This window comes from Janthinobacterium sp. SUN033, from assembly GCF_030397595.1.
Taxonomy (GTDB): Bacteria; Pseudomonadota; Gammaproteobacteria; order Burkholderiales; family Burkholderiaceae_D; genus Janthinobacterium; species Janthinobacterium kumbetense.
This window is the reverse complement of the sequence record NZ_JAPQNV010000001.1, coordinates 1,762,110-1,774,603: the sequence shown is the minus strand read 5'-3', so window position 1 is coordinate 1,774,603 and position 12,494 is coordinate 1,762,110. Positions and strand designations below refer to the sequence as shown.

The following is a 12,494-nucleotide window of genomic DNA, read 5'->3' as shown; positions in this document are numbered from 1 at the left end:
ATGAAGTGTTTTTGGACAGAGTGCTGAATGCTTTCATTGAGTATTTTGATGAGGTGCGAATAGGCATTTTGAATAGTTGTTTTTAAAAATACATTCCATGTAAATTTGTGATATATTTGAAAATTATTTAGAATTGTTTCGTGAGGCTATGGCGTGTGTATGAATGAGGTTAAAAGTATATTTTTTTGGGTATTTTCGCCAACTTACAAGTTTGCCGAAAAAAGAAAAAAAGAAATATTTTCGAAGGAAGAAGATGTAGATGTTGCAAAAAATAAATTGACGAATGGTATAAAGTCATATAATAACTATTATTTTTTTGCAACTATAATTTTCTCGATCATAGCTAATTTTTTGTTTCAACAAAGTTTCTATGGTCATGAGTATTATAAGTGGATAAATTACAGCATATGCTTGAGCTTTGGCTGGACAATTTTCTTCTCGCGAGCTGTTGAGATATTCAAGGCATTCATGGATGATGCTGTGGATAAACTTAATGGGGGGGAGTCAAGCAGTAAGTTGTCATATGGCGACAGGCTGAAATTGGCCTTGAAAAGCTATATCGAATTGATGTTTGGTTTTGGCACACTTTATTATATTTTGCCATCTCATTTTTTTAATTTTGCAAACGGTGTTGGGTTCGATAATGTCATACAGGCTATTTATTTTAGCGGCATTACAATGACAACTATTGGCTATGGTGATATAAGCCCCGCAGTTTGGCTTACCCGTTGCTTGGTGATTTTTCAGGTACTGTGTGGATTGACGCTAGCACTGGTCTCTTTCACCATCTACAGCAGTTTGGCATTGGCAGGAAATAGTGAGAAAGAACGTGGGTAACATGGGTGAAAATGAAATAAACGTGACTGTGGGTACGAAGTCAGGTCCTATATCGGCTCTGGAACTGGCTGATTTTTTGTATTTATTTGATTTTTGCTATTTCATGACGGTACAAATCATACGCTCCAAAGATGTCGGTTCGATTGTAAGTGAGTCTGACCTCCGACGCCTAGCCCAAGATATAGCTAAGGACATAGAGCAGTATCATCAGGCTGTCCAGAAAGATGGTGGGCTGTATGTCGATTTGCTTGAGCGGTATGATTCAACTCATGCATATCATCTTACTTTGAAGTCCATTTTTCGGGAAAATCCCACCCATTTCATTTTTTATGCAATGTTGCCACCTGTTGCCGCAGTGGCATTGATTGTGGGCGGTATTTTTTCTCTTAATGCAAAAACAATTGTATTTCCTGATCTTAAGACTACAAATAAATTGCTCCGAAATTTAATTCCCGATTCTTTCAAAAAAAGAAAATTGACGAAATTTCGGAAAGATTAGAAAGAGATTCTTTCCACACCAGGGTGGGCATGTTTCAGTATGACTGATATATATGGCGTAGCTGTGTGCTCCCTTGTGGCCTGAGCTACTGTTAACCATGGCTTCTTGTTTTATTGATGGATGTTGTTGTTCTGATGCAGCCCCGCCATCGTGGCCGTCTCCGGCTGCAAAGTAATGTGGTCGATGCCATGCTTACTCAATAACATTTTCTTGATCGCGCGCAATACCTTCGGCCAATGGTCGAGGTGCTCGATTTCCACGTGGCCGATCAGGGCCGGCTGGCCCGGCGACATGTCCCACACGTGCAAGTCGTGCACGGCAATCACGCCATCGACTTGTTCCACGTCCGCACCCACCTGGATGTAGTCGATGTGCATGGGCACGCCTTCCATCAGGAAATGGTAGGACTCGCGCAGCACGCCGAATGTCGACTTTAAAATCAGCAGCGACACCAACACGGACAGCAGCGGGTCGATCTGCATCCAGCCCGTAAAGTAAATCACGGCGCCCGCGACGATGGCGGCGACCGAGCCCAGCAAATCGCCCATCACGTGCACGAGGGCGGCGCGCGTGTTCACGCTTTGCTTATCTTTCGACAATACCCACGCCACGACTATATTGATCGCCAGGCCGATGAAGGCGACGATGAAGACCATGCCGCCCTTCACGGGTTGCGGGGAGGAAAAGCGCAGCGCCGCTTCGTAGCAGATCCAGCCCACCACGCACAGCATGGCCAGGCCGTTGACGAAGGCGGCCAGCGCTTCGGCGCGGCCAAAGCCGAACGAGTGGCGGGGCGAAGGAGGGCGGCGCGCGATCAGTTGCGCCAGCAGTGCCAGGCCCAGCGCGGCCGCATCCGTGACCATGTGGCCCGCGTCGGAAATCAGGGCCAGCGAATTGGACAGGAAGCCGGCCGCCACCTCGATGCCGGCAAATGACAGGGTCAGCCCCAGCGCCCAGGCGAGGATACTCTGGCTGCGCCCCTCGAACGAGTGGGTGTGTTTGGCGTCGCCCTTCAGGTGGGCGTGCAAATGGGTGGCGTCGTGTTCGGTGTGCGTCGGCTGCATGGAATGCTTTGTGGAATGATGTTGCCGCCAGTGTAATTGAAAAGCAACAATATAGTCGGCACGAAAAAAAACCTGCAGGCCCGGAGGACTGCAGGTTTTTGATGGAACAGGCAATTTTATTGCGCCGCCGTCTCGCCAAACTTCCCTTCACGGAAATCCTGCACGGCCTGGAACACTTCCGCCTGGGTATTCATGACAAACGGGCCATATTGCGCGATCGGTTCGTTCAAGGGCTGGCCGGCGACGAGGATCACGCGGCCGCCTTGCGGCGCTTCGATGCGCACGCCGTCGGACCCTGGCGTGTTGGCGAAAATCGCCATGCGCAGGGCGGGCACGGCCTTGCCATCGACTTGCACTTCGCCACGGAACGTGTACAGGAAGGCATTATGGCCTGGCGGCAAGGGCTGCTCGAAGCTGGCGCCGGCCGGCAAGTCGATGTCGAGGTACAGCGGTTCCGTCAGCTCGCGCTGCACGGCACCCGTCACGCCATGGCTGGCGCCGGCGATCACTTGCACGTTCACGCCCGCGGCCGTCGTGTAGCGGGGGATTTCGCTGCTGTTGAAGTCGCGGTACCACGGCGTGCGCATCTTGTCGCGCGCGGGCAGGTTCAGCCACAGCTGAAAACCTTCCATCACGCCTTCTTCCTGTTCCGGCATTTCCGAGTGGATCACGCCGCTGCCGGCCGTCATCCATTGCACGCCGCCCGAGGTCAGCAAGCCTTCGTGGCCCGCGCTGTCCTTGTGACGCATGCGTCCCGTGATCATGTACGACACGGTCTCGAAGCCGCGGTGCGGATGCTCGGGGAAGCCGGCGATATAGTCGTTCGGCTTGTCGCTGGCAAAGTTGTCGAGCATCAAGAACGGGTCGAGGCGGCGCTGCAGCTGCTGCGTCAGCACGCGGTTGATCTTCACGCCGGCGCCATCCATGACGGCCTGGCCGGCGATCACGCGCTCGACGGCGCGTGGCTTGTTGACGGTGGTGGTATCGCTCATTGTTCTCTCCTCTAGGCCAGGACGGCGCCAGTGCGCCGCCCCTTTCACTGCTGGGAATTACACCAGGATCGCGTTGATCTCGGCGTCCGCCTGGGCTTGCGCCTTGGCCACGGCTTCCGGGCCCATGCCCATGCCTTCCGAATACACGTATTGCACGTCGGTCAGGCCCAGGAAGCCGAACATGGTGTTCAGGTAAGGCACCTGGCTATCGTTGGCGCTGTCGCGGTGCAAGCCGCCGCGGGACAGGCCCACGTAGACTTTCTTGCCGGTCAGCAAGCCCACGGGGCCGTTTTCCGTGTACTTGAAGGTGACGTTGGCGCGGGCAATCGCATCGAACCAGCTTTTCAGTTGCACGGTGATGCCGAAGTTGTACATGGGCGCGCCGATGACGATGACGTCAGCCGCTTGCACTTGCGCAATCAGCGCGTCGTCCAGGGCGATGCGGGCCGCCTGCTCCGGCGTACGCTTGTCCGCTGGCGTGAACAGCGCCTGCAGGGTCGGCTCGTCGAGCACGGGGTGCGGTGCGGCAGCCAGGTCGCGGCGCACCAGGGTGGCGCCGGGGTTGGCCGCTTGTACGCGGGTAACGATGGCGTCAGCCAGGCGGGTAGAGGCGGAACCGGTGCTGCGGGCGCTGGAATTGATTTGCAGGATGTTCATCTTGTTTCTCCGTTGTGAGGTGTCTTGCGATGGATGAACTATAGCAATTCCAAAATTGATGCGGAAGCCGTTAAAATGGATAACATTAATCCATTAATGGAACAATCGAACGTAAAGGTCAGTGATGGATATCGATCCCGGAGATTTGCTGCTGTTCGCCCGCGTCGTCGAATGCGGCAGTTTCTCGCGCGCTGCCGTGCGCGTGGACTTGCCCAAGTCGACCCTGTCGCGGCGCATCTCGCTGCTGGAAGCGAAATTGGGCGAACGGCTGCTTCTGCGCACCACGCGCAAGCTGGCGCTGACGGAATTCGGCGCCAGCCTGCTTGAGCATGCGCGAAAGGTGGTGGAAGAAACGGAGGCGGCCGGCGCGCTGGCCCAGCACCGCCAGGCAGGCCCCAGCGGCTTGCTGCGCATTTCCATGCCGGCCGATTTTGGCGACACGCTGATGCGCCAGGTGCTGGCCGAGTTCGTGCGCCGCTATCCGGCCATTTCGCTGGAACTGGACTTGTCGGCGCGTCGCGTGGATTTGCTGGAAGAGAACTTCGACCTGGCCATCCGCATGGGCAACTTGCCCGACGATGCCAGCCTGGCCGCACGCCGCGTGGCCTTCAGCACCCTGGCGCTGTATGCCTCGCCGCAATACACGAGCGTGCACGGCTTGCCCGAGCATCCCGACGATCTGTATGGCCACGATTTATTGAGCTTGCCACGCGCCGTGCATGGCCTCGTGCACTGGACTTTGATCCGCGGCAAGACGACGTGGGAACGGGACTTGCCCGTGCGCCTGCTGGCGAACTCGCCGGAATTGCTGGTGCGCATGGCGTGCACGGGTGTGGGCATCGCGGCCAGCACGGACCGCTTTGCCAAGGCGTATGTGGCGACGGGGGAACTGGTGCGGGTCTTGCCGGAATGGAGCTTTCCGCTCGTCACGGGCTGGGCCGTGTTTCCCGGCCGGCGCTTGATGCCGGCCAAGACGCGCGCATTTCTGGACTTGATGGAGGAAATGTACCGGACCGACGCGCCCGTCTAGGCGCGCGTCTTGCTGCCTTACTTGGGCAGCTTGCCCATGACTTCGCCCAGCTGCACGGGGCCGGCCGGTTGCCAGCTGGCATTGAAATCGACCGTGTTTTTCGGGAACAGCATGACGACGGTGGAACCGAGCAGGAAGCGGCCCAGCTCGTCGCCTTGTTTCAGCACGACATTGTCGTTCGCATAGCTCCAGTCGCGAATTTCACCCGTGCGGGGCGGGTTGACGACGCCGTGCCAGACGGTGGCCATGCTGCCGACGATGGTGGCGCCCACCAGGGTCATGACGAAGGGGCCGTTGGCCGTGTCGAACACGCAGACGACGCGCTCGTTGCGGGCGAACAGGCCGGGAATGCCGCGCGCCGTCGTCGGGTTGACGGAAAACAGTTCACCGGGAACATAAATCATGCGCGTCAAGCGGCCATCGCAGGGCATGTGGATGCGGTGGTAGTCGCGCGGGCTCAGGTACAGATTGGCGAAGCTGCCGTGTTCGAACTGGGCTGCCAGGGCCGCATCGCCGCCGACCAGGGCCGTCGTGCTGAAATGGTGGCCCTTGGCCTGGAAGATCTGGTCCTTGTCGATCGTGCCGAACTGGCTGATGCGGCCATCGACGGGGCAGACGTAGTCCGCTTGCGCCAGCGGACGCGCGTCCGGGCGCAGCGCGCGCGTGAAAAAGTCGTTGAAGCTCGCGTAGTGCGTGATGTCCGGGTCCAGCGCCTCATCCATGTTGACGTTGTAGCGGCCGACGAACCAGCGGATCAGGCGCGTCGTCATGGCGCCGCCCTTGGCACCGGCGATCCGGCCGGCAAAATTGGTCAACGCTCCCTTGGGCAGCAGATATTGAGGCAAAACGGCAAGACGGTCAGACACGATGGGAAGCCTTTGACGGGGTGATGGGAACAATGATGAAAACGCATTATAGCGGCGATGTGGCGCGCAATGATATGTACCGTATGCAAGGGGGTGTAGCGCAGCCGGCCGCCGAATTTAATTTGCCATAGGAAATATTTTCAGGAAACTGTGCCACGCGGAAAAAATTACAGCACAATACAGCGGCCTGTTTTTTAGCTTTTAGCCATTTTTATTCAGCCAACTTTTTTAGCCAGGTCATGATGCCACGCCGTTGCCTTCGCCTTACCGTCCTTTGTTCCTCCGTGTTACTTGCCTGGAATGTCCAGGCCCAGCAATCCGAAACGCCAGCCGCGGATGCCGCCGCTGCGCCGCTGAAGGCCGATAAGGCCGATAAATCCGCCGCTCCCGCCATGCAGACCGTCGAAGTGAAGGGCAGCGGCTACGATCCGCGCCGCGACGATACGGCCAGCAAGATGATCGTGGGCAGCGAGGAAATCCTCAAATATGGCGACACGAATGTCACCGATGTGCTCAAGCGCTTGCCCGGCATTACCGTTTCCGGCGCGGCCGGACGCTCGGGCGGCGAAATCCGCATGCGCGGACTGGGCAGCGGCTACACGCAGATATTGCTCAACGGCGAGCGGGCGCCGGCCGGCTTTTCGCTCGACACCCTGTCGCCCGACGTGATCGAGCGCATCGAGATCTTGCATGCGGCCAGCGCCGAATACAGCACGCAGTCGATCGCCGGTACCATCAACGTGGTGCTGAAAAAGGCCGTCAAGACGGCGCAGCGCGACGTCAAGCTGGGCGTGGGGGGCGGGCGCGATGCGTTTTCCAGCAATGGCAACCTGCAATTGTCGGACAAGGATGGCATTTTTTCCTATTCGCTGGCGGCCTCCTTTTATCGCTACGACTATCACTATGCAAACCCGGCACGGGACCTGGGCTATGCGCCGGAAGGCCAGCAAAATCTGCTGCGCAGCAGCAAAGGCACGGGCGATGGCCGTTCGGAAGGCATCAATATGTCGCCGCGCCTGAACTGGGCTTTTCCCGGCGGCGACAATCTGACGGCGCAATTTTTCCTGAATGTGGGACGCAACGAAAGCCGTACGCACAGCCGTACCGACACGCTCATGGGCTTGCGGCCGGACTACGATACGAATGACAGCGACGGCGGCAACCATTATGTCTTTGGCCGTACGGACCTGACCTGGGTACGCAAGCTCGATGGCGGCGCCAGGCTGGAACTGGGACTGCGCGTAGGCCTGAGCAATAATTCCTCCGATAACCATCCGCTCGGCCATATCGATGGCGTGGGACTGGCGCTGGACCGCAGCGCGCGCGTGGATGCGTCGGAAAAGAGCGTGTCGTCCACCGGCAAGTATTCTTCGCCGCTCATCCCGGGCCATGCCTTGTCGATGGGCTGGGATGGCAGCTACGGCAAGCGGGACGAAGAGCGCTGGCAGCGCGAGCTGGCTTTGCCGGGCGGGCGCCCTCCATTCAACGTCGATGAAGACTTCAATGCCGACATCAAGCGCCTGGCGCTGTATGCGCAGGACGAGTGGGAGATCACGCCGCGCTGGTCCATGTATGCGGGCGTGCGCTGGGAAGGCATCGATACGCGCAGTATCGGCAACACGTATGACGAGGTGCAGCAGCGCAGCAGCGTCTGGAGCCCGCTGCTGCAAACCTTGTGGAAATTGCCTGATACCAAGGGCGACCAGGTGCGCCTGGCCTTGACGCGCACCTACAAGGCGCCGGCCACTTCCAGCCTGATTCCACGCCGTATGATGTCGACGAACAATAGCCAGACCGAGCCTGACCGCGAAGGCAATCCGAACCTGAAGCCGGAGCTGGCGCTGGGCATCGACGCTTCCTACGAACATTACTGGGCCGAAGGCGCCTTGCTCAGCGCGCGCGCCTCGGCCCGCCGCATCGATGGCTACACGCGCCAGGGTTTGTTATATATCAATGAGCGCTGGGTATCGACGCCCGTCAACGACGGCCGCGCGAATACGCAGACACTGGAACTGGAAGCGAAGTTCCCGCTGCGCGCCGTGCTGGCAGCGCCCGTGCCGGCCATCGACTTGCGCGCCAGCGTCAGCCGCAACTGGTCGCAGGTGGAGCACGTGCCGGGACCGGACAACCGGCTTGACCAGCAAACCCCCGTCAGCGGCAACTTTGGCCTCGACTACAAGACGCCCGATGGCATGCTGACCACGGGCGGCAGTTTCAATTTCCGCAATGGCGGCCCCGTGCGCATCACGGAGCGCCAGAGCGCCTACACGTCGCCGCGGCGCGATCTCGACATTTATGCGCTGTGGAAATTCGATGCGAAGAACCAGTTGCGCCTGGCCGTGTCGAATTTGCTGGCGCAGGATTTTGAAAGCACCACCACGTATGCGGACGCCAGCGGCACGATCGTGCGCAACAACATTTCGCCGAGTTCGCCGCAGGCGCGCGCGACCATGGAAATGAAGTTCTGATGGCGATGTTTTAGTTGTGAAACCCCGGCCAGCATCCCCGCTGGCCTATAATCTCGGCAATCGCGCGCACGGCCCGTCCGTGCGCGCCACCTTTTCCTTTGCCAAGATTGCTTTTCCCATGACGTTTTCCTCCCTCGGCCTGATCGATCCCCTGGTCCGCAAACTTGACGAGCTTGGCTATGCCAAGCCCACGCCCGTGCAGGCGCAAGCGATTCCTGCCGTGCTGGCCGGGCGCGACCTGATGGCCGCCGCCCAGACGGGTACGGGCAAGACGGCCGGCTTTGCCGTGCCGCTGCTGCAGCGCCTGACCCTGGAAGGCGTGGTGGCGCCCCAGTGCGTGCGCGTGCTGGTGCTCGTGCCCACGCGTGAACTGGCCGAGCAAGTCTATGCGAGCTTCCGCAGCTATGGCGGTAACTTGCCGCTGCGCAGCTTTGTCGCGTATGGCGGCGTACCCATCGAGCCGCAGATCAGCAAATTGCGCAAGGGCCTCGACGTGCTGGTGGCCACGCCGGGCCGCTTGCTGGACTTGCAGACGCAGGGCGCCGTCAAGTTCGAGCAAGTGCAGACGCTGGTGCTGGACGAGGCTGACCGCATGCTGGACCTGGGCTTCGAGCGCGAACTCGATATATTGCTGATGACCATGCCCAAGCAGCGCCAGACGCTGCTGTTCTCGGCCACCTTCTCGGACGCCATCCGCGCCATGGCGAAAACCATGCTGAAGGATCCCGTCTCGGTGGAGGTCAGCGCGCGCAACAGCACGGTCAAGGCCGTGAAACAGTCGGTGATCGTGTGCGACAAGAAACGCAAGCCGGAACTGTTTTTGCACTTGCTGAAGAAAAAGCGCTGGGGCCAGGTATTGGTCTTCGTCAAGACGCGCAAGGGTGTCGAGCTGCTGGTGAACACCTTGCTGGAGCAGGGCGTGCGCGCCGATTCGATTCACGGCGACAAGACGCAGCCGAACCGCCTGCGCGCGCTGGCCCGCTTCAAATCTGCCGAGGTGCAAGTACTGGTAGCCACCGACGTGGCTGCCCGTGGCCTGGACATCGATCAATTGCCCGTCGTCGTCAATTTCGACTTGCCCACCGTGGCGGAAGATTATATTCACCGCATCGGCCGCACGGGCCGCGCGGGCGCCTCGGGCGAAGCGGTCTCGCTCGTTTGCGCCGACGAGGTGGAATTGCTGTCGGCCGTGGAAGCGCTGACCCGGCAAACCCTCAAGCGCGGCGAAGAACCGGGCTTCGAGGCCGAGCACCGCGTGCCGGGCACGTCCGCCGGCGGCACGATACAGAAAAAGGCCGTGAAGGTGCTGGCGCCGAAGGCGGCGGAGCGGGCGAAAAAACGCCGCTTCTACAAGTAATCGGGGAAGTTGGCCAGGCAGGGCAAGGCGCGCAGCACGGATATGCCATTCGTGCCATCATGCGCCTATGACCTCGATACCTTTGTTCCCGCTCAATACGGTGCTGTATCCCGATGGCTATCTGCCCCTGCAGATATTCGAGGTACGCTACCTGGACATGATACGTCAGTGCATCATGGGCGAGCAGCTGTTCGGCGTGGTGCAGCTGCTGGACGGTGCGGAAGTGCGCAAGCCGGGCCAGCAGGAAACCCTGGCGCCCGTGGGCACCCTGGCGCGCATCGTCGACTGGGCCGCGCCCCTGTCGGGTTTGCTGCAAATCAAATGCATGGGCATGCAGCGCTTTCACATCGTGTCCAGCGAGCAGCTGAAGCACGGCTTGTGGGTGGCGCGGATCGAAACTCTGGCACCCGACAAAACCATTCCCATCCCGCAAGAGCAGCAGAACGTGGCTGACGCGCTCGGCGCCCTGATCCGCACCTTGCAGGAGCAAAAGATCCCGCCTGAGCAAATGCCCCTGCAGCCGCCATACCGGCTCGACGAATGCGGCTGGGTGGCGAACCGCTGGTGCGAGCTGCTGTCTCTGAACGCCATGCAGAAGCAGCTTTTGCTCAGCCAGGACAATCCCGTGCTGCGCCTGGAGCTGGTGCAGGATATGCTGACGGAAAATGGCTTGCTGGAAGAATAAATCAGCCGAAGCCGCATGTTTGCACACGCTTCCGTTGTGCAATTGCAATTTCTATTGAGAAATACTTTACGCTTTGCCGCCGCTGGCATAAGATAATGCCCCTGGGCAAGATTGCCCTGAGCAATATTCAAGAGTAAACGACATGGCAAAAGTAAGCGCGGAACAGATCAATGCGGCAATGGAAGCGATGGCGGGCGAAGGCCAGGCCATCACGGTGCGCGCCTTGCGCGAACGGCTGGGCAACGGCGCCTGCCTGGGCACCATCAGCAAGCTCTTGCAGCGCCGCAAGGCGGGTGCGCAGCGCCAGATCGCTGCCGCCGCCGAACTGTCGCCCGTGCTGCAGCAAGCCATCCTCGATTATGTAGGACAGGAATTAAGCGCCAGCCACAGCGCGCATGAAGCCGAGATGAACGACAATCAACAGGAATTGATGGACCTGGCCAGCGAGAACGAGCGCCAGCAAGAGTTGCTCGACTTGCAGGCCGGCGAGCTGGAAACCTTGCGCGAGGAGCTGGAACGGGAGCGGCAAGTGGCGAACCAGGCCCGCACGGACCTGGCCAAGGCGCAGCTGCGCCTGGAAGGCTTGCCGCGCCTGGAAGAGGCGGCCGAGCAGGCGCGCATGGACCTGGCCAAGGCGCAATTCAAGCTCGAAGGCATCCCGCGCCTGGAAGAGGCTGCCGAAGCGGCACGCGCCGAACTGATCCAGGCCCAGCTGAAGCTGGAAAGCCTGACGCGCGTGGAAACGGAACTGGCGGCCGCGCGCCTGGAACTGGAAGCGGAACGCGAAGAGCTGGGCGAAACGCGCGCCGAGCTCGATGAAGAACGCACCTTGCGCATCAAGGCCCAGCAATTCATCGTCGATCCGATTTTCAAGACGCCCGTCTGAGGACGCCCGGCCCCGATGCGTCCCAGGGTGACATGGCGTCATGCGGCCCTGTGTTAGGCGGCGCACGGAATCGCGATGCAAGGCGCCGCAGAATAACTGCTGGACCTGCGCGCGAAAGGGGCCGGCATGGAAACGCTGATCGTCATGGGCGCCTCGGTGGGCGGCGTGGAAGCGCTGTCCGCCATCTTTTCCGCCTTGCCTGCCAATATGCCGGCACCCGTGCTGGTGGTCGCGCATGTGGGGCGGCGCAGCAGCGTGCTGCCCGAGATTCTCGCTAAAACCTCCGCCTTGCCCGTGCGCTTTGCCGAAGAGCGCGAACCCGTGCGCGCGGGGCGCATCCTGCTGGCGCCGCCGGACCGGCATATGCTCGTTGCCAACCTGGCTGGCCAGGCGACGGTCGGGCTGAGCCGGGGCCCCAAGGAAAACCATACGCGTCCCGCCATCGACCCGCTGTTCCGCAGTGCCGCCGCCGCTTTCGGGCCGAAGGTGGTGGGCGTGATCCTCAGCGGCTATCTCGACGATGGCACGGCAGGCTTGCAAGCCATCAAGGCTTGCGGCGGCAAGGCGCTGGTGCAGGAGCCGCAGGACGCGGTGGCGCCGTCGATGCCGCAAAGCGCGATCGAGCATGCGGGGGTGGACTGGCGCTTGCCGGCCGCCGAGATCGGTTCGGCGCTGCTGGCGCTGGCCAGCGGCACGCCGGCCCGCGTCGCGCAACCCTTGCCGCCCGCGCCCCCATGGATCGCCGTGGAAAACCGTTTTGCCCGGGGAGTGGGAAATATGGACCAACTGGAAAAAATTGCCACGCCATCGACTTTCACCTGTCCCGAATGCCAGGGCACGCTGTGGGAGCTGCACGGCCAGCAGCCGCAGCGTTTTCGCTGCCATACGGGCCACAGTTTCACGGCGCAAATGCTGGGCGAGTTGCAGCATGACAAGGCGGAAGACGCCATCTGGGCGGCCGTCAGGGCACTGCAGGAAAAAGAACGGCTGTACCTGAACCTGGCCGCCAAGGCCCAGGCCTGGCTGCATCCGGGCACGGCCAGCGAATATGCCGCCAAGGCGCGCCAGGCGGGCGAGCAGGCCGATGTGCTGAAACGGACCTTGCTGGCTTAAAATAGCGCACTGTCGCGCCATGCCGCGCGACGCCTGATCG

General features: G+C 60.1%; 12 protein-coding genes. 8 read left to right on the top strand and 4 right to left on the bottom strand.

What is annotated here, in order from left to right; translation table 11 throughout:
* Positions 1–159 precede the first annotated feature (159 nt).
* Positions 160–837, top strand: a complete 678-nt coding sequence (locus OX460_RS08135) for a potassium channel family protein (protein WP_289898361.1) — start codon at positions 160–162, stop codon at positions 835–837.
* Between the two features lies 1 nt (position 838).
* Complete coding sequence (locus OX460_RS08130) at positions 839–1,336, top strand: hypothetical protein (RefSeq protein WP_289898360.1); 498 nt, start codon at positions 839–841, stop codon at positions 1,334–1,336.
* 110 nt (positions 1,337–1,446) lie between these two features.
* Here OX460_RS08130 and OX460_RS08125 read toward each other — a convergent pair whose 3' ends face one another.
* From OX460_RS08125 to OX460_RS08115, 3 genes are all read right to left on the bottom strand, one after another.
* A complete protein-coding gene (locus OX460_RS08125) occupies positions 1,447–2,400 on the bottom strand; it encodes a cation diffusion facilitator family transporter (RefSeq protein ID WP_289898359.1) in 954 nt (317 codons plus the stop codon).
* Positions 2,401–2,516: 116 nt separating this feature from the next.
* Positions 2,517–3,392, bottom strand: a complete 876-nt coding sequence (locus OX460_RS08120; protein ID WP_289898358.1) for a pirin family protein — start codon at positions 3,390–3,392, stop codon at positions 2,517–2,519.
* Between the two features lie 57 nt (positions 3,393–3,449).
* A complete protein-coding gene (locus OX460_RS08115) occupies positions 3,450–4,049 on the bottom strand; it encodes an NAD(P)H-dependent oxidoreductase (RefSeq protein WP_289898357.1) in 600 nt (199 codons plus the stop codon).
* Between the two features lie 124 nt (positions 4,050–4,173).
* Between OX460_RS08115 and OX460_RS08110 the strand changes: the two genes are divergently transcribed.
* Entirely contained in the window at positions 4,174–5,079 is a 906-nt protein-coding gene (locus tag OX460_RS08110) for a LysR family transcriptional regulator (RefSeq protein ID WP_077403254.1), read from the top strand.
* Between the two features lie 17 nt (positions 5,080–5,096).
* Here OX460_RS08110 and asd read toward each other — a convergent pair whose 3' ends face one another.
* The gene (gene asd / locus OX460_RS08105; RefSeq protein ID WP_251349155.1) at positions 5,097–5,945 is read right to left on the bottom strand and encodes an archaetidylserine decarboxylase; all 849 of its coding nucleotides are present in this window, start codon (positions 5,943–5,945) and stop codon (positions 5,097–5,099) included.
* A 284-nt stretch (positions 5,946–6,229) separates the two neighbouring features.
* Here asd and OX460_RS08100 point away from each other — a divergent pair, with 284 nt between their 5' ends.
* The 5 genes from OX460_RS08100 to OX460_RS08080 all read left to right on the top strand — a co-directional run bounded on the left by OX460_RS08100 (position 6,230) and on the right by OX460_RS08080 (position 12,454).
* Positions 6,230–8,413: a TonB-dependent receptor gene (locus tag OX460_RS08100; RefSeq protein ID WP_289898356.1), complete on the top strand. Its 2,184-nt coding sequence runs from the start codon at positions 6,230–6,232 to the stop codon at positions 8,411–8,413.
* Positions 8,414–8,531: 118 nt separating this feature from the next.
* Positions 8,532–9,770, top strand: coding sequence for a DEAD/DEAH box helicase (locus OX460_RS08095; protein WP_289898355.1), 1,239 nt, complete (start codon positions 8,532–8,534; stop codon positions 9,768–9,770).
* Between the two features lie 67 nt (positions 9,771–9,837).
* Entirely contained in the window at positions 9,838–10,455 is a 618-nt protein-coding gene (locus tag OX460_RS08090; RefSeq protein ID WP_289898354.1) for an LON peptidase substrate-binding domain-containing protein, read from the top strand.
* Between the two features lie 142 nt (positions 10,456–10,597).
* Positions 10,598–11,341 (top strand): DNA-binding protein, encoded by a 744-nt coding sequence (locus tag OX460_RS08085; RefSeq protein ID WP_046684938.1) that lies wholly within the window; start codon positions 10,598–10,600, stop codon positions 11,339–11,341.
* Positions 11,342–11,467: 126 nt separating this feature from the next.
* On the top strand, positions 11,468–12,454 hold the full coding sequence (locus OX460_RS08080; protein WP_289898353.1) for a chemotaxis protein CheB: 987 nt from the start codon (positions 11,468–11,470) through the stop codon (positions 12,452–12,454).
* Positions 12,455–12,494 lie beyond the last annotated feature (40 nt).

Excerpts from the sequence above, each read along its gene's own strand:
- OX460_RS08090 (WP_289898354.1), top strand. The coding sequence starts at position 9,838 with ATGACCTCGATACCTTTGTTCCCGCTCAATACGGTGCTGTATCCCGAT.
- OX460_RS08115 (WP_289898357.1), bottom strand. The coding sequence starts at position 4,049 with ATGAACATCCTGCAAATCAATTCCAGCGCCCGCAGCACCGGTTCCGCC.
- OX460_RS08130 (WP_289898360.1), top strand. The coding sequence starts at position 839 with ATGGGTGAAAATGAAATAAACGTGACTGTGGGTACGAAGTCAGGTCCT.
- OX460_RS08095 (WP_289898355.1), top strand. The coding sequence starts at position 8,532 with ATGACGTTTTCCTCCCTCGGCCTGATCGATCCCCTGGTCCGCAAACTT.
- OX460_RS08135 (WP_289898361.1), top strand. The coding sequence starts at position 160 with ATGAATGAGGTTAAAAGTATATTTTTTTGGGTATTTTCGCCAACTTAC.
- OX460_RS08125 (WP_289898359.1), bottom strand. The coding sequence starts at position 2,400 with ATGCAGCCGACGCACACCGAACACGACGCCACCCATTTGCACGCCCAC.
- OX460_RS08110 (WP_077403254.1), top strand. The coding sequence starts at position 4,174 with ATGGATATCGATCCCGGAGATTTGCTGCTGTTCGCCCGCGTCGTCGAA.
- OX460_RS08080 (WP_289898353.1), top strand. The coding sequence starts at position 11,468 with ATGGAAACGCTGATCGTCATGGGCGCCTCGGTGGGCGGCGTGGAAGCG.
- OX460_RS08120 (WP_289898358.1), bottom strand. The coding sequence starts at position 3,392 with ATGAGCGATACCACCACCGTCAACAAGCCACGCGCCGTCGAGCGCGTG.
- OX460_RS08085 (WP_046684938.1), top strand. The coding sequence starts at position 10,598 with ATGGCAAAAGTAAGCGCGGAACAGATCAATGCGGCAATGGAAGCGATG.